This is a genomic window from Actinomycetospora sp. CA-053990, from assembly GCF_050948445.1.
Taxonomy (GTDB): Bacteria; Actinomycetota; Actinomycetes; order Mycobacteriales; family Pseudonocardiaceae; genus Actinomycetospora; species Actinomycetospora callitridis.
In genome coordinates this window covers 2,221,645-2,243,929 of record NZ_CP192043.1, presented here as the reverse complement: position 1 = coordinate 2,243,929, position 22,285 = coordinate 2,221,645, and the positions used below count along the sequence as shown (strand labels likewise).

Genomic DNA, 22,285 nt, shown 5'->3' with positions numbered 1-22,285 from the left:
GCCCGGGGTGCGCTCGCGGTGGCGGGCCGGGTGCGCCGCGGCGTCCGGATCGTCCCCCGAGGTGTCGTCCTCCCCGCGCTTGCGACGACGGATGCGCGTCGTCGGCTGGGTGCCGTCGTCGTCGGCTGCGAGACCGTCGACGTCGACGTCCTCGGGGCCGCCCCACTCGTCGTCGGGGTACTCGCCGGTGACGAGGGCGCGCAGGCGCTCGCCGACCTCGCGCACCGGGGTGCCCGTGAGCACGAGCAGGCCGTAGAGGCCGACGAGCACGAGCACGATGCCGGCGATCCAGGTGGTGACGCCGCGGGCCAGCGGGTCGGCGACCACGGCACCGATCACGCCCCCGCGGCGCGCCGGCCGGCGAGGTCGCGGGGTGCGCCAGCGACCAGGTGCCAGACCGCGAGCACGGCGACACCCAGCAGGAGCGCGCCCACCACGCTGCGCGGGCGGGTCTCGGGCGACGGGTCGGTGCGCAGGAGGATGACCGCGACGCCCAGCAGGACGACGGGCAGGACGAGGGCGGCCGCGCCGATGATCGTGCGCAGGCCGATGTCGAGGCCCGCGCCGACCGGGCCGCCGGCCTCCCACCACACGCCGGCGGCGGTGAGGACGGCGAGCACCACGAGCCCGAGGGCCACACCGTCGCGGCGGTGGGCGGCGTCGACGTCCCGGGCGCGGCCCAGCGTGCGGACGAGGGACCCGAGACCCCGCGCGGTGAGCACCCAGCCGCCGCGCAGCGTGCGCACGATCGGCCCGGGTCCGCCGCGGCGTGCGGGCGCGCGCCCTTCGTCGTCCGGCCCTTCGCACCGCCGGCGGGGCGCCGCCCGCCCTTCGACGGCGGGCGCGGCTGCGGCGACCGGGTGGGGGTCTCCGGGCCGGCCCCGTTGCGGCGCGGCGTCCGGCCGCCGGTCAACGGGCGGCTACGGGACGCGCGCTTGTCTGGTGTCTCGGTCCGCCCGGCCATGCCGTCACGGTATCCCGGGGGCACCACGAGCCCCGGTAGCCACACGCGCCACGGCCCGGCCGGTCCCCGTTCGAGGGCCGGAGGATCAGCAGCCCGGGGAATCAGCGACCGGCGTGGTAGCCGACCTCGTCGGCCCACACCGAGGTCTTCTGCACGTACTCCCCCGCGCAGGTGACGTCGCGCTCGGAGATCAGCCGCTCGAACGCCGCCGCGGTCGTGACCACCTCCGGCGGGCAGCACCGGGTGGAGAGCTCGAGGAGCTCCCGGCCGCTGGGGAAGCGGAAGTGCTCGAGGTCGGCCCGGCTCAGCCCCTCGGCCGCCGCGACCTTGACCCGCCGGACCACCAGGGGGCCGTGGACCAGGAGCTCCTTGAGCAGGTCGTCGTCGACGGCGTCGCGCCCGCCGCCGCACGCCCACGCCTTCTGGGCGGGCGAGAGCAGCTGCCGCGACTCGGCCGAGCCGGCGATCACCGCGGCGGCCGCGGCGCGATCGATCTCGCGGCGCACCTCGATGTCCTGCCACACGCCCCCGGGCACGACGTCGTACTCCACGCGCGCACCCCGGGGGATCGCGGTGGGTCGCGTGGTGCCGCTGCGGCGCGTGGACACGCAGAGGTCGAAGCGCCCGCGCGCCCGGCGGCGCAGGCGGACCTCGACGCCGGCCCGGATCAGGTCCAGCGACGGGGTGTCGACGAGGTAGGACTCGCGCACGCTCCACGTCGGGGACGGACGTCCCGTCAGCGCCTCGGCCGCCGCGCCTGCCGGGGGCGTCAGCAGCGACTTCATCTCGACGCTCGCGCTGTCGTCCCCGGGGCCGTGCAGCTGGGCGAGGGCCTCGGCCGCCGCAAAACTACCCACCGATCGACCTCCTGCCGGACCTCATGTCGGTCCCCGTCGCCGGCATCGCCCTGCCGCGACCATAGCTCCGTGCGGTGACCCGGGACACCTCGGGACACGGATCCTGGCGGGTTGGCCAGGTGCCCCGCGAGCGTGCGCGGCGAGCCGTGTCCCTGCGGTGTGCTTCCGGAAATCGGAACGGCTCGGAGGTCCCTCGAAGATTCCTCGGAGATTCGCCGCACGCCGCCGTTTCCCCTGGCGAGCCGGGCCGCGACGTCCCCGATCCTCATGATCGAGATGGCGGACGGACCAAGCAGGCCCTTGCCGATCACGGACCGCATCCCTATGGTCACCTGTGGCTCAGCACACACCGTCGACCGGCTGACTTGCTCCGCTCGTCGCCGACAAGGTCGTGTCCTGCCGCCCAGCGGTCGACACCCTCGGCCAGACGGTCCTCCTGGATCGTGGCGGCACCTGCTGTACGCCGTCTCCGAGGTGTCCCCGGGACGGCGACAGCCAGGAGGAGCACATGGGAGTGCCCGAGCACGCGTCTGTGGACGCGCTCGCGCCGGGAGGCAACAGCCCCGGCACCAGGCACTCCGCCTCCCCGCGCGTCGATCCCGCCGTCCGCCGCGTCGATCTCATGCGGCTCGTCCGGCCGGGAGAGCGCACAGCTCCCGGCCGCGCCGAGCCGGCGTGACCGTCGACGACGGAAGGGACGGGCAGGTTCACGTGGTGGCCATGCCACCGCGCGCAAGGAGTCCGCTAGTGACGAGGAGGTACGTCGGATGACGTCCACAGATCGAGAGAGCGAGCTGCACGCAGCCGGTCTCGACGGGCAGAACAGGACGGCCCTGGGCCGGCTGCTCGGCACCGGAACCATCGGGCACGCCGAGAAGGGCTCCGACGGGATCATGCGGGCCACGGTCCGCATCCCCGAGGACGAGCTGGTCTGGGAGCCCTCGATCCTCGTGTTCCCCGAGGGCGGTGACGTCGAGCTCACGCTCATCAACGACGACAAGAACACCCACTGCGCGGTGCTGCCCAACAACGGTGACCCCAAGATCATTTGGCTGGTCAACCACTCGAAGGGCACCGCGAGGCTGAACCTGGGTGGGCCCGGCACCTACTACTACGGCTCCACGACCGGCAACGACGAGGGTCGCGGCCTGACCGGTGCCCTCGTCTTCGGTGGCGAGGTTCCGGATTCGGCCAAGCTCGACCGTCCCCCGCAGCCGCGCCCGTAGATCCGCAGAGGAGCTCCTTCATGACCGACTATGTGGACGCCGGCGAGGCCGTCCCCCACAAGACCCTCAGCGCCACCAAGGGGTACGCGCCGCCGACGGGCGACGTGAACTACGAGCGCATCCAGAACGCCACCTCGGAGCCTGAGAACTGGCTCACCTACTACGGCACCTATGACGCCCAGCGTCACAGCCGTCTGGACCAGATCAACAAGGAGAACGTCAAGCGCCTGAGCCCCGCCTGGGTGTTCCAGGCCGGCATGGCGGGCCTGCACTCGGGATCGTCGACGTACTCCTTCGAGGCATCGCCGCTGGTCGTGGAAGGCGTCATGTACGTCTCCGGCCCGGACGGCAAGGTCTGGGCCATCGACGGCAAGACCGGCGAGGAGCTGTGGCGCTACAAGCACGCCTCCCCGTACGACGTCTCGCTGTGCTGCGGCAACGTCAACCGTGGCGTCGCCGTGGGCCACGGCCGGGTGTACATGTACACCCTCAACGCCCACCTGATCGCGCTCGACGCGACCACCGGTGACCTGATCTTCGACGTCACCAACGACGACGTGCGGGCCGGCGCGAGCGGGTCCGTCGCGCCTCTGATCGTCAAGGACAAGGTCATCGTCGGGAGCGCCGGCGGGGAGTTCGGCACCCGCGGCCACCTGGACGCCTTCGACGCCATGTCCGGCGAGCGCCAGTGGCGCTGCTACACGGTCCCGAAGCCCGGTGAGCCCGGCTCGGAGACCTGGCCGGACGACGGTGAGGCCTGGCAGCGCGGCGGGGCCAACTGCTGGATCACCCCGTCCTACGACCCGGAGCTCGAGCTCCTGTTCCAGGGCACGGGCAACCCGGCGCCCGACTTCGACGGCGGTGTGCGCGAGGGCGACAACCTCTACACCGACTCGACGGTCGCGATCGACGTGAACACCGGCGAGATCCGCTGGCACTACCAGTTCACGCCCCACGACCTGTGGGACTACGACTCGACGATGGAGAACGTCCTCTTCGACGCTCCGGACGGGCGCAAGCTGCTCGCCCACGCGGACAAGAACGGCTACTTCTTCGTCCTCGACCGCACGAACGGCGAGCTCGTCCGCGTGTTCCCGTTCGTCGACCGCATCACCTGGGGCGACATCAGCCCCGACGGCAAGGTCACGCCGAAGGTGTACCCGGACGAGGAAGGTGTTCCGGTGCACTTCTGGCCGGGCCCGGCCGGCGGCAAGGAATGGACGCACATGGCGTACAGCCCCAACACGGGGCTGATCTACGTGCCGGTGCAGGAAGTCGGCGCCACGGCCACCCGCCGTCGTCGCGAATTCAAGGAGAGCATCCCTTACTGGGGTGCCGGTGTGGCCGTCGACCTCGACGACCACTACGGATTCGTGGCCGCCATCGACCCGCTCACGGGCGAGGAGAAGTGGCGCTGGCGCAACGAGTACCCGATGTGTGCCTCGACCCTGAGCACCGCGGGTGGTCTCGTGTTCCAGGGCACGCCGACCGGTGAGTTCGTCGCCCTCGACGAGAACACCGGCGAGAAGCTCTGGTCGTTCCAGTGCGGCAGCGGGCACCACAGCAGCCCGTGCTCGTACAGCATCGACGGCCGGCAGTACATCGCCGTGCCGACCGGTTGGGGCGGCTGGATCGAGGGCTTCCTGCCCGGGCTGCTCGGCGCGGCGGCGGGCGACGCCCTGTTCGTCTTCGCCCTGCCCGAGAACTAGTTTCCGCTCCGGCGGATCGCGAAGCATGTGAGAGGAGGTCACGAGATGGAGCTCCACGTGTGGGAGGCCCCGCAGTTCGAGGAGATCGGGGTCGCTCCCGAGGTGACGATGTACGTCGCCCAGATGGACGACTGATCGACTGACACCGGGAGGGGCGCCGGACCTCGCAGGTCCGGCGCCCCTCTCCGGTGTTTCGGGTCAGCCCGAGCAGGAGAACCGTGGAGAGAGGGTATGACCGTCGAGGAGACGCTGGCGCCTCCCGAGGCCCCACGATGGCTCTGCGAACTGTGTGGATTCATCTATGATCCCGAGGAGGGCGACCCCGACAGCGGCATCCCGCCCGGGACGCCCTTCGAAGACATCCCTGACGACTGGATGTGCCCGATCTGTGGAGCCGAGAAGTCGGACTTCCGCATGCTGGAACCGGGAGAGCACCTCCCGGGGATGTGAGGATGCTGATCAATGATCACCGGGTACGGCCACTTCGTCCAGCTCGCGGACTCACTGCAGTGGGACGAGACCACCATCGACCTCTCCACGGACATCGAGTCCTGGACGAAGCTCGAGGACAGCGAGTACGACCAGATCCTCGGGCTGCTCGCCGGCTTCTGCGTCGGTGAGACGTCGGTGGCCCTGCACCTCGGATCGTTCCAGTCGAAGGCCACCGTCGACGACGCGATGGCTGGCTGCTTCGAGTCGCAGGCCCGCGACGAGGCCCGGCACGCCCGCTTCTTCGACCGCGTCGTCGGCGAGGTCGTCGGCATCCCGGGCAAGAACCTCAACGAGCGGCTCGAGGTCCTGCGCGAGCGGGTGAGCCCGGACCTCCTCGAGCTGTTCGAGGAGCGCCTGCCGGCCATCGCCCGCGGCCTTGCCGACTCCGACGAGGAGCTCACCACCGCGGTCGGGCTCTACCACATGATCCTCGAGGGCGTGGTCCTCACGGCCGGGCAGCACGCGCTGCTCGACGCCCTCGAGAAGCTGTCGGTACCGATGCCCGGCATGCGCAAGGGCATGGAACTCGTGCTGCGCGACGAGCGCTGGCACATCGGTTTCGGCTCCCGGGTCATCCAGAGCGCCGACCTCGTCGACAACGACCTCGAGAAAATCCTCAACGAGGGCTCGAAGGCGGCGTGGGCCTGGGGAGACCTCATCTCCTCCAAGGACATCGAGAAGGTCGACCAGCTCCACAAGCGCCGACTCAAGTCCGTCGGGATCAAGTTCTGGTGATCCCCGAGAACACTGCTGTGGTCCGCCACAGCAGGTAGGTTGGACCGACCGTTGAGAAAGGAGGTGGCATCAGACATGGAGACGCTCGCCGTGTGGGAGACCCCGCAGTTCGAGGAGTTCGGCGTCGCCCCCGAGGTGACGATGTACATCGCTCAGCTCGACGACTGACCAACGTCACCGCGAGGGGCGCCAGAATTGTTCTCGGCGCCCCTCGCGTGCGTTGTACCGCAGATCGCCGGAAAGTGTTCAGGAGGAGGGCGTCTCACGATGTGGGTGCGGGTGCTGGGAGCCGGCGCCGGTGGCGGCTTCCCCCAGTGGAACTGCGGGTGCCCGGGTTGCCGGGCCGTCCGGGACGGTTCCCGCCCCACCCGGCCGCGCACGCAGTCGTCGATCGCCGTCAGCGCCGACCGGACCACCTGGTTCCTGCTCAACGCCTCCCCCGACCTCCGCAGCCAGATCGAGGCCACGCCCGCGCTGCAGCCCCGCTCGGGACGCGAGAGCCCGATCGCCGCGGTGCTGCTCACCGACGCCGAGCTCGACCACACCATGGGTCTGCTGCTCCTGCGCGAGGGTCCGGGCATCGAGCTGCACGCCTCCGACGCCAGCGTCGAGACCCTCACCGGGGGCACCGGCTTCCTGCCGACCCTGGAGCGCTACACGAAGGTCGACCGGCGGCGCGTCGTCCCCGGCGAGACCGTCGCGCTCGGCGAGGGCCTGAGCTACCGCGCGTTCGATGTGCCCACGGTGAAGAAGAAGCGGTTCGCGGAGGACGCCGCGCAGGGCTCGTCCACGGATGCACCCGCCTCGGACGTCGGGCGAGTCGTGGGCTACCGGCTCACCGACACCGCGAGCGGTCGCGTCGCGGTGTACCTGCCGGGCGTCCAGGAGATCACCCCCGCGGTGCACGACGAGCTCGCGGCCGCGGACGTCGTGCTGGTCGACGGCACGACGTGGACCGACGACGAGATGATCCGCCTGGACCTGGCGTCCAAGACCGCCCGCGACATGGGGCACATGGCCGTCGACGGTCCGGACGGGAGCCTCGCGGTCCTGGCCGGCCTGCCGGCCGAGCGCAAGATCTACGTACACATCAACAACACGAACCCCATGCTGCTCGAGGACTCCCCCGAGTACGCCACGGTGGTCGCCCGCGGCGCGGAGATCGCGACCGACGGGCTCGAGGTGGAGGTCTAGAGCGGATGACCGCGACGCACGAGGTGACCCACGAGGTGGCGGGGACGAACGGCGCCGGACACGGCGACGCCGTGGGCCCGGATGCGCTCGTCGAACGCCTGCGGTCCCAGGCCACCCGCTACCACAGCGAGCACGACTTCCACGTGCGCATGAACGCGGGCGAGCTCTCCCCGGCCCAGATCCGGGGCTGGGTGGCCAACCGGTTCTGCTACCAGGAGGCGATCCCCCGCAAGGACGCCGCGATCCTGGGCAACTGCCCCGACCGCGAGATCCGGCAGCGTTGGATCCGCCGCATCACCGACCACGACGGCACGGTCGGTGAGTCAGGGACCACCGAAGGCGGCATCGAGGCCTGGCTGCGCCTCGGCGAGGCCGTCGGGCTCGACCGCGCCGAGCTGCTCGACGGTCGGCACATCGTGCCGGGCGTCCGGTTCTCGGTCGACGCCTACGTGGTGTTCGCCCGCACCCGGCCCTGGCTCGAGGCCGTGGCGTCGTCGCTGACCGAGCTCTTCGCGCCGGGCCTCATGGCCGAGCGCCTCGCGGCGTTCGAGAAGCACTACACCTGGATCGACCGTGACGGCCTCGACTACTTCCGCAACCGGCTGCACCAGGCCCCGCGCGACTCCGAGCACGCCCTGGAGATCGTCACCGCGCGCTGCCGCACGGCCGAGCAGCAGGACGCCGCCGTCGCCGCGCTCGCGTTCAAGAACGACGTGCTCTGGGCCATGATGGACGCCATTGATCGGGCATATCCGGCTGACCGGGCCTACCCGGCATGACCGGCACCGTCCCGCTCACGGGCCGGCCCGCGCTCGCCCGGTTCGTCAAGATGCGCTTCGACAAGGCGCGGGACCGTCAGGTGCTGCTCGGCCCGGAGACGGTCGTGACCCTCAACCCCACCGGCGCCGACATCCTCGGTCTCTGCGACGGGACGCGTAGCGTCGCCGACATCGTCGACGAGCTCGGCCGGCGCTACGACCGCGTCGTCGACGACGAGGTGACGCAGTTCCTCGCCCAGCTCGTCGCCCGGCGCTGGATCGCCATCGAGGAGGACACCCGTGGCTGAGACGACGGTCGACGGCCCGCTCGGACTGCTCGCGGAGCTGACGCACGCCTGCCCGCTGTCCTGCTCGTACTGCTCGAACCCGCTGGAGCTCACCAAGCGCTCCGCGGAGCTCGCCACCGCCGACTGGCACCGCGTGCTCGACGAGGCCGCGGACCTCGGCGTGCTGCAGAGCCACTTCTCGGGCGGCGAGCCGCTGCTGCGCCGCGACCTCGTCGAGCTGGTGGCGCACGCGAGCTCGCTCGGGATGTACACGAACCTCGTGACCAGCGCGATCGGCCTGTCGCGCCCACGCGCGCAGGCGCTGCGCGAGGCCGGCCTCGACCACGTGCAGGTCAGCATCCAGGCCGACGAGCCCGTGCTCTCCGACCGTCTCGCCGGCATCTCGTCGTTCGACAAGAAGATCGAGGCCGCGCGGCTGGTCAAGGAGCTGGGCTGGCCGCTGACCCTCAACGTCGTGCTGCACCGCCAGAACATCGACCGCGTCGAGGCCATCCTCGGCTGGGTCGAGGAGCTCGGGGCCGACCGCGTCGAGCTCGCCAACACCCAGTACTACGGCTGGGCGCTGGCCAACCGGTCCGCGCTGCTGCCGAGCCGTGAGCAGCTCGAGAACGCGGAGAAGGTCACCCGCGCGTTCCGCGAGCGACTGCGCGACCGCACCGACGTCATCTACGTCATCCCCGACTACTACAGCCAGTACCCCAAGCCCTGCATGGGCGGCTGGGGCGATCGTCAGCTCGTCATCGGGCCCGAGGGGAACGCCTGGCCCTGCCTGTCCGCCCACGAGCTTCCGCTGCCGAAGGCGAACGTCCGCGAGCACGACCTGGAGTGGATCTGGCGCTCGTCGCCGATGTTCACCGCGTTCCGGGGCACCGACTGGATGTCCGACCCGTGCCGCAGCTGCGAGCGCCGCGAGGTCGATCTCGGCGGGTGCCGCTGTCAGGCCTTCCAGCTCACCGGGGACATGACCCGCACCGACCCGGTCTGCGTGCTCTCGCCCGATCGCCACATCATCGACGAGGCCGTCGCAGCGGCGAACGACCCCGCCGCCGAGCCCGTCGGCGCCGTCCCGGTCGGGTCGGGGCCCGTCGGGCTGGGGATGCCGGAGCTCGCGGTCCGGCCGCACCGTGCTGACTGAACTGGGCGCGACTGATCTGGTCGAACCGATCACTGCTCGCATCCGCGCGAGTGGCCTGCGCTACACAGCCGAGTGAGCGTGTCAACCCGTTGAAACGCGGGCCCGTGACGATCACCATATGGCGGCCACCTCACCAGACCGGTTGAGCAAGGAGCCGTTCGTGATCCCCATCCTCCAGTTCGTCCTGGGCATCGCGGTGCTCGTGTACAGCGCCGAGAAGCTCATCGGATATCTGGTCGGAGTCTCCAGTCGATGGGCGATCTCGCTCTTCCTCATCGCGGTCGTCTTCACCGGTATCGAGTTCGACGACCTCGCCTTCGGCATCGTCCTCAACCTCGAGGACCTCAGCGAGGTCGCCCTCGGCACCGTCGTCGGGACGACCACCGCGATGACCGGCATCGTGCTCGCCCTCGCGGCGATCATCGCGCCGACCCCGGTGGACGTCCCGAAGGACTACCTCGCCCTCTTCGTCCTCGCGCCGATCATCATGTTCGCGCTCGCGCTCACCGGCGCCCTGACGGTCCTCACCGGCGTGGTGCTGCTCGTGCTGTTCGTGGCGTTCGTCGGCTGGGTCGCCTACCGCGAGTACTCCGCGCGACGCCCGGTGTGGCGCAACGCCGAGGTGTACGAGCAGCTCGAGAAGGCCGGGGTGACCCCCGGCGGCGGCACGGCCACCCTGACCCGCGAGGGCGGGGGCGGTGACGGTCCGAGCGTCGGCACGGGCGGCGACGCCACCGGCGGCGGCACCGGCGGCGGCACGGGCGGCGACTCCGGCCCCGGCGGTCACGGCGGCTTCGAACTGCCGGCCGACCTGCGCATCGACCAGGGCTTCCTCAAGGCGCGCCAGACCTCGCCGGTCGGCACCGTCGTGCTCGCGGTCCTCGCCCTGGTCGGCCTCGTCGTCGGCGCCGTGGTCGCCGGCGCGGGCACCGAGGGGATCCTCGACGAGTTCGCCATCGAGGGCACCGTCTTCGGCGTCACGATCGCGACGCTCGCGCTCTCGCTCGAGGACATCTTCCTCACCGTGGAGCCCGCCCGCCGGGGCGCGCCGGAGATCGGCATCGCCAACGTCATCGGCAGCGTCGTGTTCTCCGTGACCGGCAAGCTCGGGATCATCCTGCTCGTCGGCGGGGCCATCACCATCGACGCCGCCACCCTCGCCTGGCACATGCCGGTCCTGCTGGTCATGACGGTCATCGCCGCGGTCTTCCTGGCGACCGGCCGTCTGCGGCGCTGGCACGGCATGGTGCTGCTCGGCCTCTACATCGCCTACTTCGTGATCAGCCTGGTGTTCTTCGGCGAGGTCCCCGTCGACGACTGAGACGGGCCCACCGAGGACACGCCCACCGGAGAGGACGACGTGACGTGACGAAGGATCGAGTCGGGGCCGGCTTCGCCGTCCTGGCCGCCATCATCGGGCTGTGGCTGGTGTTCCAGTTCCCCCAGTCCCCGGGTGACGACGACGACGGCGACGACGCTTCCGTCCCCGGCACCAGCGAGATCGCCCCGGCGCCCGGCGGCGTGCTGCCGCCCGGCCAGCTCCCGCAGCCCGCCCCGGGCGGCCAGGTGCAGCAGCCGCAGGCCCCTGCGCAGCCGGACACCGACGGCGATGACGATGACGACGACGGTTAGGACGAGGGGCAGGACGCCCTGACCGTCCCGACATGACCGTGCGGCCGCGCTCCACGACGGGAGCGCGGCCGCACGTCATCGCGGTCGGGTCAGTGGTCGGGTCAGTGGGCGATCATCCCGTACGGGTCGATGACGAACTTCTTCGCGACGCCCGAGTCGAACTGGGCGTAGCCCTGCGGAGCCTCGTCGAGGGAGATGACGTCCGCGTTCACCGCCTTCGCGATCTGCACCTTGTCGCGCAGGATCGCGTTCATCAGCTGCCGGTGGTAGCGCATCACCGGGCACTGCCCGGTGGTGAACGAGTGCGACTTCGCCCAGCCCAGGCCGATGCGGATCGAGAGGCTGCCCTCCTTGGCCGCCTCGTCCGGGGCGCCCGGGTCGCCGGTGACGTACAGGCCCGGGATGCCCAGCTTCCCGGCCGCCCGGGTGACCTCCATGATCGAGTTCAGCACCGTGGCCGGGGCCTCGCCGGCGTCCTTGCCGTAACCGCGGGCCTCGAAGCCGACGGCGTCGACCGAACCGTCGACCACGGGCTCGCCGACGATCTGCTCGATCTTCTCGGGCAGCGTGCCGTCCTCGGTGAGGTCGACGGTCTCGCAGCCGAAGGACCGGGCGTGGGCGAGCCGTTCGGCGTTCAGGTCCCCGACGATCACGACGGACGCCCCGAGAAGGTGTGCCGACGCGGCGGCCGCGAGCCCGACCGGTCCCGCACCGGCGATGTAGACCGTCGACCCAGTCGTGACCCCGGCCGTCACGCAGCCGTGGTACCCGGTCGGGAAGATGTCCGACAGCATCGTGAGGTCGAGGATCTTCTCCAGCGCCTGCTCGCGGTCGGGGAACCGCAGCAGGTTCCAGTCGGCGTAGGGGACCATCACGTACTCGGCCTGGCCGCCCTGCCAGCCACCCATGTCGACGTAGCCGTAGGCGGAGCCCGGGCGGTCGGGGTTGACGTTGAGGCAGACCCCGGTGTGCCCCTCCTTGCACATCCGGCAACGCCCGCAGGCGATGTTGAACGGCGCGGAGCACAGGTCGCCCTGCTTGATGAACTCCACGTCGCGGCCGACCTCGACGACCTCGCCGGTGATCTCGTGGCCGAGGATCAGGCCGGGCGGCGCGGTGGTGCGGCCCCGGACCATGTGCTGGTCCGAGCCGCAGATGTTGGTGGCGACGAGCTTGAGGATCACCCCGTGCGGGCACTTCCGCCCGACGTTGGCGGGGTTCACCCCCGGCCCGTCCTTGAGCTCCAGGCTCGGGTACTCGATGTCCTGGACTTCGACCTTCATGGGCTCGATGTAGGCGACGGCCTTCATGGGCGCTCCTCAGGGGGTCGTCTCGCCGGCTCGGACCGGCCCCGGCCGGGGCCGCCGCGGCGGGCTGACTCCTTGATCCTCCGCCGCGTGGTGGCGTGTGTCACTCGCGCGGCCGCACCAGGACGGACCCCTGGACGTTCCAGCGGTCACCGCTCTCCGCAGTCGCCCGACTCCCGTTCGTGATCGGCGAGGTGGACGCGCTCCCCGGGCAGCTCCAGGTGGTGGTCGAGGGCGGCCAGGAGCAGGGCGGGGTCGACGTCGAGACCCGCCGTGGGCAGCACGAGGGTGCGCGCACCACCGGGTCCTCCCGACGGCGCGGCGGCGAGGCGGTCGAGCAGCCGGCTCGACGGGCCCGGGGCCGTGACGTCGAGGGCGATGCGGCGGGGCCGCCCGTCGGCGTGCTCGGGCCCGCGGGATCGCACCCCCCGCACCTGACCCCACGGGAGCACGACACGCAAGCGGCCGGCGCCGATCTCGACCGCCTCCTCGGTGAGCGCGACCTCCCGGTGGGCGAGACCGCGCGCGAGCAGCGCACCCGCGACGGCCCCGACGACCACCGTGCCGGCAGCCCCTTCGGCCATCGCGGACGCGGCGCCCGACCGCAGGCCGTCGAGCAGGAGGCCGACGGGCACCAGCGCGACGCCGAGCGCGGCCAGGCCGCCGGCGCAGGAGCGCAGCCGCCCGTACCCCGCGACGAGCGCCCACCGGGGCGTACGGTCGCCGCGCTCGACCAGCCGGGGCCCGACTCCCCGCGGGGCGGGCCGGGTGGCGAGGCCGACGGCGGCGGCGACGAGGCCCGCGCCCAGGAGCAGCCCCACCCGGGCGCCGGTCCCCCCGCGCAGGGCGACCACCACGCCGGCCGCCACGAATCCGGCGGCGAGGATGACGCACACGACCGTCACCGCCCGCGTCCCCACCCCGGGCTCACCCCACCCCGGCGAGCAGCAGGACCGCGGTGGTCACCCCGGCACCGACGACGACACCGGCGACGACCTGCGTCGCGGTGTGGGCGCGCAGCACGAGACGCGCCCACCCGACGAGGGGCACGGCGAGCCAGGACAGCGCCCACCACGGCCCGCCGAGCAGGGTCAGCACCGCCGCCGCCGCGGCCACGACGGCGGTGTGGAAGCTGATCTTCCAGACGAGCGTGATCGCCGTGGCCACGGCGACCGTGACCAGCACGGCGATCTGCAGCGCGGTGATCGCCCGCGGCGCGCCCGCGACCAGCAGCACCACGACGCCGGTCGCGACCGAGGCCGCGGCCAGGCCCAGCGGCACGGCCCGCTGCTCGCGCTCGCGCAGGTGGTGGTCGGTGTACCGTCCGCTCCGCACACCGCGGTCGACGATGAACGCCGGGATCGCCACGGTGAACAGCATCCCGACCAGCGACCACGCCACGCCCACCACCCCCACGGCCAGGGCACCGACCACGGGGTAGAGCACGGCGAGCAGCAGGGTCGGCGACGTCAGCGTGGTGACACGCGAGGCGACGCGCCGGGCGGAGACGGTGGCGCTCACCCGCGGGAGCCTAGGCCGAGGACGACCACCGCCGAGCGAAGGAGAGACGCGTGGGCCGGGAGGCACAGCTCGTGCTGGCCGTGGTGACGGCACCCCCGGGCCGGGTGCTGCTCGTGCACCGGCCCGGTGAGTGGCCGCCCGCCATCCTCCCCGGCGGGCGACCGCAGGCCCGCGAGTCCCCCGGCGCGACCGCCGAGCGCGGGTGCCTCGAGGAGGCGGGCGTCGAGATCCGCGCGGGGCGCCAGCTCGGGCGGCTCCTCAACGACGGGATCGCGACGATCTACGTCGCCGCGCGCCCGCAGCACGAGGTCGACCCCGAGGAGATCCCGATCAGCGTGCGCGCCGGCTGGTACACGCTCGACCAGGTCGATCTCGTGCTTCCCGACCTGTGGGCCCCGGTGCGCCACCACCTGTCGAAGACGATCCGCCGGTGATCCCCCGGACCAGCCAGGATCTCAGACCGGCAGCACGGTCGGGACGATCATCGGGCGGCGGCGGTAGGTCTCCCCCACCCACTTGCCGACGACCCGGCGCACCGACTGCGCGATGCGGTGGGTGTCCGTGATGCCCTCGGCCTCCGTGCGCGAGAGCTCCATCTCCACGAGCGAGGCGACGTCCTCGAGCGCCTTGGGGTCGTCGGAGAACCCGCGCCCGGAGATGCGCGGGGGTGCCACCGCGCGTCCCGTGGCCGCCTCGACGGCCACGGTGATCGCGATGAAGCCGCCCTCGCCGAGCACGAGGCGGTCCGAGAGCGTCGACTCGCCGACGTCGCCGACCTGGTTGCCGTCGACGTAGACGTGCCCGACCTCGACCCGCCCGGAGATCGCGGCCCGCCCGTCGACGAGGTCGACGACCACGCCGTCCTCCGCGATGACCACGTTCTCGACGCCGGTCCGGCGAGCGATCTCGGCGTTGGCGCGCAGGTGGCGCCACTCGCCGTGCACCGGCATGACGTTGCGCGGGCGCAGCGCGTTGTAGAGGAACATCAGCTCGCCGGCGCTCGCGTGGCCGGACACGTGCACCTTGGCCACGCCGGAGTGCACGACCTCGGCGCCGAGGCGCGTCAGGCCGTTGATCACCGCGAACACCGCGGTCTCGTTGCCGGGGATCAGGCTCGAGAGCAGGACGACGGTGTCGCCCGGGGTGATCGTGATCTGGCGGTGGTCGCCGCGCGCCATGCGCCCGAGGGCACTCAGCGGCTCGCCCTGCGAGCCCGTCGACACGAGGACGACGTCCTTCTCCGGCATGGCGAGGGCGTCGTCGAGATCGACGAGCAGGCCGTCGGGCACGTGGAGCAGGCCGAGGTCGGTCGCGATGCCCATGTTGCGCACCATCGAGCGCCCGGTGAAGCACACCTTGCGCTCGTGCTTCGCCGCCGCGTCGAGCACCTGCTGGACGCGGTGCACGTGGCTCGCGAAGCAGGCGACGATCAGGCGGGACGGCGCGTCGCGGAACACCCCGTCGATCACCGGCGAGATGTCGCGCTCCGGGGTCACGAAGCCGGGCACCTCGGCGTTGGTGGAGTCGACGAGCAGCAGGTCGACACCCTCGTCGCCCAGGCGCGAGAAGCCGGCCAGGTCGGTGAGGCGCCCGTCGAGGGGCAGCTGGTCGAGCTTGATGTCGCCGGTGTGCAGCACGGTGCCGCCCGGGGTGCGGACGGCGACGGCGAGGGCGTCGGGGATCGAGTGGTTGACCGCGAAGAACTCGCAGTCGAACGAGCCGTGGTGCTGACGCTCGCCCTCGCGCACCTCGAGCAGGCGCGGGGTGAGCTGGTGCTCCTTGCACTTCGCCGCGACCAGCGCGAGCGTGAAGCGCGACCCCACGACCAGCAGGTCGGGACGCTGGCGCAGGAGGAACGGCACGGCGCCGATGTGGTCCTCGTGCCCGTGGGTGAGCACGAGCGCGTCGACGTCGGACAGCCGGTCCTCGACCGCGCGGAAGTCGGGGAGGATCAGGTCGACGCCGGGGGCCTCCTCCGACGGGAAGAGCACCCCGCAGTCGACGATGAGCAGCCGTCCGCCGTACTCGAGGACGGTCATGTTCCGCCCGATCTCCCCGATGCCGCCGAGGGCGACGACGCGCAGCGCACCCTCGGGCGTCGGGGGCGGGGCACCCTCGGCGCCCGGGGCGGACGACGTGGGCACGCCGGAGCCGCGCGCGCAGTCGTGGGTGGGCGGCGTCGAGCCGCGTCCCTGCGGAGGGCCTCCGCGGGGCGGCTCGGGGCGGCGGGCGGTGGATCGGCTCATCGGGCGCCTCCGTGGGCGCGGCGCGGCGAACGGGTGGTGATCAGGTCCTCCTGGTGCGGGGGGCCGGGGCGGGGGTCCGTCCGGCCGTCGTGGGTGGGTCCTGGCGGGACCCGTCGCTGATGTCTGGGTGGGGGTGATGTCGGGGCGGTGCCTCTACAGGCCGCGCTCGAGGGCCATGACCGTGGCGACGTCGGCCGGCTCCCCCTCGGGGTGCACGACGCACTCCTCGCGGCCGGCCGCGTGCAGCAGCAGCTCCCCGGGCTCGCCGGTGAGGATGACCGTGCGCGGGCCCGACTTCACGGCGTGCTCGGCACCGTCCGGGCGGCGCAGCGTCACGGCCACGGGGCTGGAGCGGTAGGTCAGGCGGCCGAGGAGGCCGGCCATGCGCCAGAGCTGGTGGTCGCGCGCCTCGTCCGGCGGGCGGGGCGACCAGCCGGCCTGGGCGCGGCGGACGTCCTCGTGGTGGATGAAGAACTCCTGGACGTCGACCGCCCGCAGCGGGGGCAGCGCCAGCGGGCTCCAGATCGGCGGACCCGAGCGCAGGGTGCCGACCAGCTCGCCGAACTCGCCGTGGGCGATCGAGTCCTGCACGCGCTCGGTCCACCACGCCAGCGGCGGGATCAGGATGCCGGGCGCGGCGTCCAGGCGGCGCTCACGGGTGATCAGGTGGGCGAGCAGGTCGCGCGTCGTCCAGTCGCCGCAGAGCGTGCCCTCGTCGGGGCCGAGCTTCAGCAACAGGTCGGCGAGATCGCGACGCTCGGCGTCGGCGATCTGTGCGGCACTCATGGACTACTCCTACCCGGGGGGACCCGGGGTTCACCCCTCGGCGACGAAGGGGCTGGTGGCGACCTCGGACCCGCTGGGCAGCCGGGTGATCTCGAAGTCGGCGAAGACGTTGGGGACCTCGGCCTGCAGGATCTTCAGGCACATGATGGCGAGGTCGCGGATCTCGACGTCGGCGTGCTCGCTGGCCCGCATGGCGATGAAGTGCCGCCAGGCGCGGTAGTTGCCGGTGACGACGATCCGCGTCTCGGTGGCGTTGGGGAGCACGGCGCGGGCGGCCTGGCGGGCCTGCTTGCGACGCAGCGTGCGGTTGGGCTCGTCGGCGAAGCGCTCCTCGAGGCCCGCCAGGAGCTTCTCGTAGGAGGCCAGCGCGGCGGCGCTCGCCTCGGCGAAGAGCTGGTGGAGCTCGGGGTCGTCGGCGATGACGTCGGGCTCCACCATCGCGGCGTCCCGCTCGGGCACGTAGCGCTGCGAGAGCTGCGAGTACGAGAAGTGGCGGTGCCGGATCAGCTCGTGGGTGAGGCTGCGCGACATCCCGGTCAGGTAGAAGCTCACCGACCCGTGCTCGAGCACGGAGAGGTGACCGACCTCGAGGATGTGGCGCAGGTACCCCGCGTTGCTCGCCGTCGCGGGGTTCGGCTTGCTCCACGACTGGTAGCAGGCGCGGCCCGCGAACTCGGCGAGCGCCTGCCCGCCGTCCGCGTCGGTCTCCCACGGGACCCCGGGCGGTGCCTGGAACTCGGTCTTCGCGATCAGCGTCACCTGGGGAGTCACGGTGTCGGCCACCCCCGCACGGTACGACACCCGGATCCAGCGCGTTCGCCCACGGCGGACCTGACACCACGATGGTGGCGCTCCGGTCGGCGTGGTGTCACAGTGGTGTCATGGACCTGACACCGTACGTCGCCTCCCTGCGCGACGACCTCGCCGCGGCCGCCGCGGTCGGCGACGAGGCCACCACCCGGGCGGGCAGCTCGCTCGCCGCCGCCCTCGAGCCCGCCGTCCGGCTGGCGCTCGCGAACGCCCTGTCCGACCTCGCGGGCGAGGTCACCGAGGCCCTCGGCGACCGCGCCGTCTCGCTGCGCCTGTCCGGGCGGGACGTCAGCGTGGTCGTCGACCGGGACTCCTCCGGCGGCGACGGCGCCGACGGCTTCTTCGCCGGCCCGACGTCCTCGCCGTTCGCCGGCACCCCCGGCGGCGCGCCGGGCGGGCCGCAGCGCCCACTCCTCCCCCGCCGCCCGGGCCGGGCTTCTCGGGCGCCGACGCCTTCAACGCCGCCTTCGGGGGCGGCCAGGGGTTCGGCGGCCGGGGCGGTCCCGACGTCGGCGACATCTCGCGGATGACCCTGCGCCTCGTCGACCAGATCAAGGGCCAGGCCGAGCGCGCCGCGGCGTCGCAGGGCATGAGCCTGAACTCCTGGATCGCCCAGGCCGTCCAGGGCGCGCTGCACGACAAGCAGCGCGGCGGGGGCTGGGGCGGCGGCTGGGGCGGCCGGGACGGCGGCTGGGGCGGCGGCCGTGACAGCGGTAGCGGCAGCGGCTGGACCGACGGTCGCCCGAACGACGAGCCGGCGCCGGACAAGCCCGCGGACAAGCCCGCGGACAAGCCTGCCGACTCCACTGACACCGCCAAGGACGGTCCCGACGACGGGGGCGTCGACGGGTGGGTGAAGGGATGACTCCCGCGCGCGAGGTCACCGGCACCGGCCCGGAGCCGGTGACCCTGGACGTCGGGCTCGACGCCGGCCGGGTGCGGGTGCGCCTGGCGCCGCCCGCCGAGGACGGCGCCTCCCTGCGCGTCCGGCTCGAGGCCGACCCGGACGCCCCCGCCGGCTGGCTGCGCGGGCTGGGCACGGTGCTCGGGTTCCTGGGCGTCGACCGCGACGGCCCGTCCTCGCCGGAGGAACGGGCGGAGGCGGCCGTCGCGGGCGCGACGCTGGAGTGGGACGCGGAGACCCGCCGGGTCACCGTCCGTGGCCCGCGCGACCTCGGCCTGCGCGGCGTCCCGCTCGCGGTCACCGTGCGGGCGCCGCAGGACTCGGAGCTCCGGGTGCGCGCCGGCGCCGCCCGCGTCGCGGTCGAGGGCCGCGCGGGCGAGGTCTCGGTGCACGGCACGGGCGAGGTCCGCCTCGACGAGGTGGCCGGGCGCACCGACCTGCGCTGCGGCGCCGGCGAGGTGCGCATCGGGCGCCTGGACGCCCCGCTGCACCTCACCGGGGGCGCCGGCGAGATCCGCGTCGACCACGTGCACGCGCCGGTCGAGATCACCACCGGCGCCGGGCGGGTGCGTCTGGGCGACGTGCACGCCGACGTCGCGGTGCGCGCCGCGGCCGGCGACATCGAGGTGGCCGACGCGGTCGCCGGCGACGTCGAGATCGGCACCGGCGTGGGCTCGCTGTGGGTGGGCGTGCACGCCGGCGTCGACGCGAAGGTCGTGCTCAACGCCGCCGCGGGCCGCGTGCGCAGCGAGCTCCCGGTGCGCGCCGACCGTCCCGACCAGCCCGACGGCGGGCCCCTGCGCGTACGGGCGAGGACCGGCGCGGGCGACGTCACCGTCGCCACGGCCCGTCCCCGCCCGGCGCTCACGGCCTCGTGACGGCCGCTGGAGACGCGCGAAGGGCACCATCAGCCGGATAGAGCGGCTGATGGTGCCCTTCGCGCGGAATGACCCCGCTAGTCCGAGCGCGCCCCGCTCAGGGTCGCGCCGAGGACGTCGTGGTTGAGCTGGGCGATCGAGGCCAGCGGGATGCCCTTGGGGCACACCTCGTGGCAGGCGCCGACGTTGGTGCAGCCGCCGAAGTCCAGCTCGTCCTGCTTGGCGAGCATGTTGATCGCCCGGGTCGCCCGCTCCGGCTGCCCCTGCGGGAGCAGGCCGAGGTGGGTGACCTTGGCCGAGGTGAACAGCATGGAGCTGCCGTTGGGGCAGGCCGCGACGCAGGCACCGCAGCCGATGCAGGTGGCGGCGTCGAACGCGTCGTCGGCCGACACCTTGTCCACCGGGATCGCATGCGCCTCGGGCGCCGAGCCGGTGTTGACCGAGATGTAGCCGCCGGCCTTGATGATCTCGTCGAACGCGCTGCGGTCGGTGACGAGGTCCTTGATCACCGGGAACGCCTTGGCCCGCCACGGTTCGATGTCGATCGTGTCGCCGTCGGCGAAGTGCCGCATGTGCAGCTGGCAGGTGGTGGTGTTCTTCTGCGGGCCGTGCGCCGTGCCGTTGATGACCATGGCGCACGAGCCGCAGATGCCCTCGCGGCAGTCGTGGTCGAACGAGACCGGGTCCTGGTCGTCGATCACGAGCTTCTCGTTGAGCACGTCGAGCATCTCGAGGAACGACATGTCGGGCTCGACGTCGTCCAGCACGTACTTCTTCATCTTGCCCTTGGCGTCGGGCGAGGCCTGACGCCAGATACGCAGGGTGAGCTTCACGTCGGTACTCCGCTACTTGTAGCTGCGCTGGCTCGGGTGCACGTAGGAGAAGTCGAGATCCTCCTTGTGCAGCACCGGCCGCTGGTTGTCGCCGCCGTACTCCCAGGCCGCCACGTACGAGAAGTTCTCGTCGTCGCGCTGGGCCTCGCCGTCCTCGGTCTGGTGCTCGACGCGGAAGTGGCCGCCGCAGGACTCCTCGCGGTGCAGCGCGTCCATGCACATGAGCTCGGCGAGCTCCATGAAGTCGGCGACGCGGCCGGCCTTCTCCAGCGACTGGTTGAACCCGTCGCCGGTGCCGACGATCTTGACGTCGCGCCAGAACTCCTCGCGCAGCGAGGGGATCCGGTCGAGGGCCTTCTCCAGGCCCTCCTTGCTCCGGGCCATGCCGCACTGGTCCCAGACCAGCTGGCCCAGCTCGCGGTGGAACGAGTCGACGGTGCGGTGGCCGTTGGCCGAGAGCAGCTTGTCGATGCGCTCGCGGGTCGCCTCGACCGCCTCCTGGACGTCCGGGTGGTCGTCGGGGACGGCCTCGAACGGGGCGTCGGCGAGGTAGTCGGCCACCGTCGTCGGCAGCACGAAGTACCCGTCCGACAGGCCCTGCATCAGCGCGGACGCGCCGAGACGGTTGGCGCCGTGGTCGGAGAAGTTGGCCTCGCCGCCCACGAACAGCCCCGGGATCGTCGAGCGCAGGTCGTAGTCGACCCACAGCCCGCCCATCGTGTAGTGGATCGCGGGGTAGATGCGCATCGGGACCTCGTACGGGTCGTCCCCGGTGATGCGCTGGTACATCTCGAACAGGTTCCCGTACTTGGCCTCGACGGCCGGGCGCCCGAGACGCTCGATGGCGTCCTTGAAGTCGAGGTACACGCCGAGCCCGCCGGGCCCGACGCCGTGCTCGGCGTCGCACATGTTCTTCGCGGCGCGCGAGGCGATGTCGCGCGGGACCAGGTTGCCGAACGCCGGGTACTGGCGCTCGAGGTAGTAGTCCCGCTCGTCCTCGGGGATGTCGTTGGGCGGGCGGTCGTCGCCGCGCTCCTTGGGCACCCACACGCGGCCGTCGTTGCGCAGCGACTCCGACATCAGCGTCAGCTTCGACTGGTACTCGCCGGAGACCGGGATGCAGGTCGGGTGGATCTGCGTGTAGCAGGGGTTGGCGAACAGCGCGCCGCGCTTGTGCGCCCGCCACGCCGCCGTGACGTTGGAGCCCTTGGCGTTCGTCGAGAGGTAGTAGACATTGCCGTAGCCGCCCGACGCGAGGATCACGGCGTCGGCCAGGTGCGTCTCGATCTGCCCGTTGAACAGGTTGCGGGTGACGATCCCGCGGGCCTTCCCGTCGACGACGATCAGGTCGAGCATCTCCGTGCGCGGGTGCATCTCGACCGTGCCCGCACCGATCTGACGCTCGAGGGCCTGGTACGCGCCGAGCAGCAGCTGCTGGCCCGTCTGCCCGCGGGCGTAGAAGGTGCGTGACACCTGCGTGCCGCCGAACGACCGGGTGTCGAGCAGGCCCGAGTACTCGCGGGCGAAGGGCACGCCCTGCGCGACGCACTGGTCGATGATGTTGAGGCTGACCTCGGCCAGGCGGTGCACGTTCGACTCGCGCGAGCGGAAGTCGCCGCCCTTGACCGTGTCGTAGAACAGCCGGTGCACCGAGTCGCCGTCGTAGCGGTAGTTCTTCGCGGCGTTGATGCCGCCCTGGGCCGCGATGGAGTGCGCGCGCCGCGGGCTGTCCTGGTAGCAGAACGACTTCACGTGGTAGCCGGCCTCGCCCAGCGTCGCCGCCGCGGCGCCGCCGGCCAGGCCGGTGCCGACGATGATGACGCTCATCTTGCGGCGGTTCGCCGGGTTCACGAGGCGCGCGGAGAACTTGCGGTCGGCCCACCGGTCGCCGATCGGGCTGTCCGGGGCGCGGGTGTCGGCGATCGGGTCGCCGACGATGTAGCGGCCCTCGCCCTGGGTGGCCGTGGGTTCCTGCTGGAGTTCGGACATT

26 protein-coding genes are annotated in these 22,285 nt (G+C 72.4%); 16 read left to right on the top strand and 10 right to left on the bottom strand.

Annotated features, from left to right (window positions below; all coding sequences use genetic code 11):
- Positions 1 to 335 precede the first annotated feature (335 nt).
- Positions 336 to 746 (bottom strand): hypothetical protein, encoded by a 411-nt coding sequence (locus ACQPYN_RS11450; protein WP_433036879.1) that lies wholly within the window; start codon positions 744 to 746, stop codon positions 336 to 338.
- Between the two features lie 319 nt (positions 747 to 1,065).
- The gene (locus tag ACQPYN_RS11445) at positions 1,066 to 1,821 is read right to left on the bottom strand and encodes a hypothetical protein (protein ID WP_433036877.1); all 756 of its coding nucleotides are present in this window, start codon (positions 1,819 to 1,821) and stop codon (positions 1,066 to 1,068) included.
- A gap of 767 nt (positions 1,822 to 2,588) precedes the next feature.
- Here ACQPYN_RS11445 and ACQPYN_RS11440 point away from each other — a divergent pair.
- The 12 genes from ACQPYN_RS11440 (at position 2,589) to ACQPYN_RS11385 (ending at position 11,010) form a co-directional block, all read left to right on the top strand.
- Positions 2,589 to 3,047 carry an MSMEG_3727 family PQQ-associated protein gene (locus ACQPYN_RS11440; protein WP_433036875.1) on the top strand — a complete coding sequence of 153 codons (459 nt, stop codon included), beginning with the start codon at positions 2,589 to 2,591 and terminating at the stop codon, positions 3,045 to 3,047.
- A gap of 20 nt (positions 3,048 to 3,067) precedes the next feature.
- Positions 3,068 to 4,756, top strand: a complete 1,689-nt coding sequence (locus ACQPYN_RS11435; protein ID WP_433036873.1) for a pyrroloquinoline quinone-dependent dehydrogenase — start codon at positions 3,068 to 3,070, stop codon at positions 4,754 to 4,756.
- Positions 4,757 to 4,801: 45 nt separating this feature from the next.
- Positions 4,802 to 4,891: a pyrroloquinoline quinone precursor peptide PqqA gene (gene pqqA / locus ACQPYN_RS11430; RefSeq protein ID WP_274189170.1), complete on the top strand. Its 90-nt coding sequence runs from the start codon at positions 4,802 to 4,804 to the stop codon at positions 4,889 to 4,891.
- Between the two features lie 96 nt (positions 4,892 to 4,987).
- Positions 4,988 to 5,206 carry a rubredoxin gene (rd, locus tag ACQPYN_RS11425; RefSeq protein ID WP_274193502.1) on the top strand — a complete coding sequence of 73 codons (219 nt, stop codon included), beginning with the start codon at positions 4,988 to 4,990 and terminating at the stop codon, positions 5,204 to 5,206.
- 12 nt (positions 5,207 to 5,218) lie between these two features.
- Positions 5,219 to 5,983 (top strand): ribonucleotide-diphosphate reductase subunit beta, encoded by a 765-nt coding sequence (locus ACQPYN_RS11420; protein ID WP_433036870.1) that lies wholly within the window; start codon positions 5,219 to 5,221, stop codon positions 5,981 to 5,983.
- Between the two features lie 75 nt (positions 5,984 to 6,058).
- A complete protein-coding gene (gene pqqA / locus ACQPYN_RS11415) occupies positions 6,059 to 6,151 on the top strand; it encodes a pyrroloquinoline quinone precursor peptide PqqA (protein WP_274189167.1) in 93 nt (30 codons plus the stop codon).
- 99 nt (positions 6,152 to 6,250) lie between these two features.
- Positions 6,251 to 7,177 carry a pyrroloquinoline quinone biosynthesis protein PqqB gene (gene pqqB / locus ACQPYN_RS11410; RefSeq protein ID WP_433036869.1) on the top strand — a complete coding sequence of 309 codons (927 nt, stop codon included), beginning with the start codon at positions 6,251 to 6,253 and terminating at the stop codon, positions 7,175 to 7,177.
- Positions 7,178 to 7,182: 5 nt separating this feature from the next.
- Positions 7,183 to 7,956 (top strand): pyrroloquinoline-quinone synthase PqqC, encoded by a 774-nt coding sequence (pqqC, locus tag ACQPYN_RS11405; protein ID WP_433036867.1) that lies wholly within the window; start codon positions 7,183 to 7,185, stop codon positions 7,954 to 7,956.
- Positions 7,953 to 8,243 (top strand): pyrroloquinoline quinone biosynthesis peptide chaperone PqqD, encoded by a 291-nt coding sequence (pqqD, locus tag ACQPYN_RS11400; RefSeq protein WP_433036865.1) that lies wholly within the window; start codon positions 7,953 to 7,955, stop codon positions 8,241 to 8,243. The genes pqqC and pqqD overlap by 4 nt, the downstream gene beginning before the upstream one ends.
- Positions 8,236 to 9,378 (top strand): pyrroloquinoline quinone biosynthesis protein PqqE, encoded by a 1,143-nt coding sequence (gene pqqE, locus ACQPYN_RS11395; RefSeq protein WP_433036863.1) that lies wholly within the window; start codon positions 8,236 to 8,238, stop codon positions 9,376 to 9,378. The genes pqqD and pqqE overlap by 8 nt, the downstream gene beginning before the upstream one ends.
- Positions 9,379 to 9,538: 160 nt before the next feature.
- The gene (locus tag ACQPYN_RS11390; protein ID WP_433036861.1) at positions 9,539 to 10,699 is read left to right on the top strand and encodes a sodium:calcium antiporter; all 1,161 of its coding nucleotides are present in this window, start codon (positions 9,539 to 9,541) and stop codon (positions 10,697 to 10,699) included.
- Positions 10,700 to 10,743: 44 nt separating this feature from the next.
- Positions 10,744 to 11,010: a hypothetical protein gene (locus tag ACQPYN_RS11385; RefSeq protein WP_433036859.1), complete on the top strand. Its 267-nt coding sequence runs from the start codon at positions 10,744 to 10,746 to the stop codon at positions 11,008 to 11,010.
- Between the two features lie 101 nt (positions 11,011 to 11,111).
- Here ACQPYN_RS11385 and fdhA read toward each other — a convergent pair whose 3' ends face one another.
- The 3 genes from fdhA to ACQPYN_RS11370 all read right to left on the bottom strand — a co-directional run bounded on the left by fdhA (position 11,112) and on the right by ACQPYN_RS11370 (position 13,838).
- The gene (fdhA, locus tag ACQPYN_RS11380) at positions 11,112 to 12,320 is read right to left on the bottom strand and encodes a formaldehyde dehydrogenase, glutathione-independent (protein WP_433036857.1); all 1,209 of its coding nucleotides are present in this window, start codon (positions 12,318 to 12,320) and stop codon (positions 11,112 to 11,114) included.
- A gap of 146 nt (positions 12,321 to 12,466) precedes the next feature.
- Positions 12,467 to 13,222, bottom strand: coding sequence for a hypothetical protein (locus ACQPYN_RS11375; protein WP_433036855.1), 756 nt, complete (start codon positions 13,220 to 13,222; stop codon positions 12,467 to 12,469).
- A gap of 22 nt (positions 13,223 to 13,244) precedes the next feature.
- Positions 13,245 to 13,838: a phosphatase PAP2 family protein gene (locus ACQPYN_RS11370; protein ID WP_433036853.1), complete on the bottom strand. Its 594-nt coding sequence runs from the start codon at positions 13,836 to 13,838 to the stop codon at positions 13,245 to 13,247.
- Between the two features lie 50 nt (positions 13,839 to 13,888).
- Here ACQPYN_RS11370 and ACQPYN_RS11365 point away from each other — a divergent pair, with 50 nt between their 5' ends.
- On the top strand, positions 13,889 to 14,272 hold the full coding sequence (locus ACQPYN_RS11365; protein WP_328309073.1) for an NUDIX hydrolase: 384 nt from the start codon (positions 13,889 to 13,891) through the stop codon (positions 14,270 to 14,272).
- Positions 14,273 to 14,293: 21 nt separating this feature from the next.
- On the opposite strand, the gene ACQPYN_RS11360 is transcribed toward ACQPYN_RS11365, so the two are convergent.
- The 3 genes from ACQPYN_RS11360 to thyX form a co-directional block, all read right to left on the bottom strand.
- On the bottom strand, positions 14,294 to 16,084 hold the full coding sequence (locus ACQPYN_RS11360) for a ribonuclease J (protein WP_433036850.1): 1,791 nt from the start codon (positions 16,082 to 16,084) through the stop codon (positions 14,294 to 14,296).
- 153 nt (positions 16,085 to 16,237) lie between these two features.
- Complete coding sequence (locus ACQPYN_RS11355; RefSeq protein WP_433036849.1) at positions 16,238 to 16,870, bottom strand: TIGR03085 family metal-binding protein; 633 nt, start codon at positions 16,868 to 16,870, stop codon at positions 16,238 to 16,240.
- 30 nt (positions 16,871 to 16,900) lie between these two features.
- On the bottom strand, positions 16,901 to 17,653 hold the full coding sequence (gene thyX, locus ACQPYN_RS11350) for an FAD-dependent thymidylate synthase (RefSeq protein ID WP_433036847.1): 753 nt from the start codon (positions 17,651 to 17,653) through the stop codon (positions 16,901 to 16,903).
- A gap of 98 nt (positions 17,654 to 17,751) precedes the next feature.
- On the opposite strand from thyX, the gene ACQPYN_RS11345 reads away from it, so the two are divergent.
- Genes ACQPYN_RS11345 through ACQPYN_RS11335 form a run of 3 tightly spaced genes read left to right on the top strand, consistent with a single transcriptional unit; the run spans position 17,752 to position 19,462 of the window.
- A complete protein-coding gene (locus ACQPYN_RS11345; RefSeq protein ID WP_433036845.1) occupies positions 17,752 to 18,210 on the top strand; it encodes a toxin-antitoxin system HicB family antitoxin in 459 nt (152 codons plus the stop codon).
- Complete coding sequence (locus ACQPYN_RS11340; RefSeq protein ID WP_433036843.1) at positions 18,207 to 18,545, top strand: toxin-antitoxin system HicB family antitoxin; 339 nt, start codon at positions 18,207 to 18,209, stop codon at positions 18,543 to 18,545. The genes ACQPYN_RS11345 and ACQPYN_RS11340 overlap by 4 nt, the downstream gene beginning before the upstream one ends.
- The gene (locus ACQPYN_RS11335; RefSeq protein ID WP_433036841.1) at positions 18,542 to 19,462 is read left to right on the top strand and encodes a DUF4097 family beta strand repeat-containing protein; all 921 of its coding nucleotides are present in this window, start codon (positions 18,542 to 18,544) and stop codon (positions 19,460 to 19,462) included. Before ACQPYN_RS11340 ends, ACQPYN_RS11335 begins: the two co-directional genes overlap by 4 nt.
- Positions 19,463 to 19,539: 77 nt before the next feature.
- Here the strand turns inward: ACQPYN_RS11335 and ACQPYN_RS11330 are convergent, their stop codons facing one another.
- Together ACQPYN_RS11330 and ACQPYN_RS11325 are read right to left on the bottom strand one after the other, a co-directional pair.
- Entirely contained in the window at positions 19,540 to 20,295 is a 756-nt protein-coding gene (locus tag ACQPYN_RS11330; protein ID WP_433036840.1) for a succinate dehydrogenase/fumarate reductase iron-sulfur subunit, read from the bottom strand.
- Between the two features lie 12 nt (positions 20,296 to 20,307).
- Positions 20,308 to 22,284 carry a fumarate reductase/succinate dehydrogenase flavoprotein subunit gene (locus ACQPYN_RS11325; RefSeq protein ID WP_433036839.1) on the bottom strand — a complete coding sequence of 659 codons (1,977 nt, stop codon included), beginning with the start codon at positions 22,282 to 22,284 and terminating at the stop codon, positions 20,308 to 20,310.
- Position 22,285 lies beyond the last annotated feature (1 nt).

Bases quoted from the DNA above. Each gene is read 5' to 3' on its own strand.
- ACQPYN_RS11440 (WP_433036875.1), top strand. From the start codon at position 2,589: ATGACGTCCACAGATCGAGAGAGCGAGCTGCACGCAGCCGGTCTCGAC.
- ACQPYN_RS11435 (WP_433036873.1), top strand. From the start codon at position 3,068: ATGACCGACTATGTGGACGCCGGCGAGGCCGTCCCCCACAAGACCCTC.
- pqqA (WP_274189170.1), top strand. From the start codon at position 4,802: ATGGAGCTCCACGTGTGGGAGGCCCCGCAGTTCGAGGAGATCGGGGTC.
- rd (WP_274193502.1), top strand. From the start codon at position 4,988: ATGACCGTCGAGGAGACGCTGGCGCCTCCCGAGGCCCCACGATGGCTC.
- ACQPYN_RS11420 (WP_433036870.1), top strand. From the start codon at position 5,219: ATGATCACCGGGTACGGCCACTTCGTCCAGCTCGCGGACTCACTGCAG.
- pqqA (WP_274189167.1), top strand. From the start codon at position 6,059: ATGGAGACGCTCGCCGTGTGGGAGACCCCGCAGTTCGAGGAGTTCGGC.
- pqqB (WP_433036869.1), top strand. From the start codon at position 6,251: ATGTGGGTGCGGGTGCTGGGAGCCGGCGCCGGTGGCGGCTTCCCCCAG.
- pqqC (WP_433036867.1), top strand. From the start codon at position 7,183: ATGACCGCGACGCACGAGGTGACCCACGAGGTGGCGGGGACGAACGGC.
- pqqD (WP_433036865.1), top strand. From the start codon at position 7,953: ATGACCGGCACCGTCCCGCTCACGGGCCGGCCCGCGCTCGCCCGGTTC.
- fdhA (WP_433036857.1), bottom strand. From the start codon at position 12,320: ATGAAGGCCGTCGCCTACATCGAGCCCATGAAGGTCGAAGTCCAGGAC.
- ACQPYN_RS11360 (WP_433036850.1), bottom strand. From the start codon at position 16,084: ATGAGCCGATCCACCGCCCGCCGCCCCGAGCCGCCCCGCGGAGGCCCT.
- ACQPYN_RS11355 (WP_433036849.1), bottom strand. From the start codon at position 16,870: ATGAGTGCCGCACAGATCGCCGACGCCGAGCGTCGCGATCTCGCCGAC.
- ACQPYN_RS11345 (WP_433036845.1), top strand. From the start codon at position 17,752: ATGGACCTGACACCGTACGTCGCCTCCCTGCGCGACGACCTCGCCGCG.
- ACQPYN_RS11340 (WP_433036843.1), top strand. From the start codon at position 18,207: ATGACCCTGCGCCTCGTCGACCAGATCAAGGGCCAGGCCGAGCGCGCC.
- ACQPYN_RS11335 (WP_433036841.1), top strand. From the start codon at position 18,542: ATGACTCCCGCGCGCGAGGTCACCGGCACCGGCCCGGAGCCGGTGACC.
- ACQPYN_RS11325 (WP_433036839.1), bottom strand. From the start codon at position 22,284: ATGTCCGAACTCCAGCAGGAACCCACGGCCACCCAGGGCGAGGGCCGC.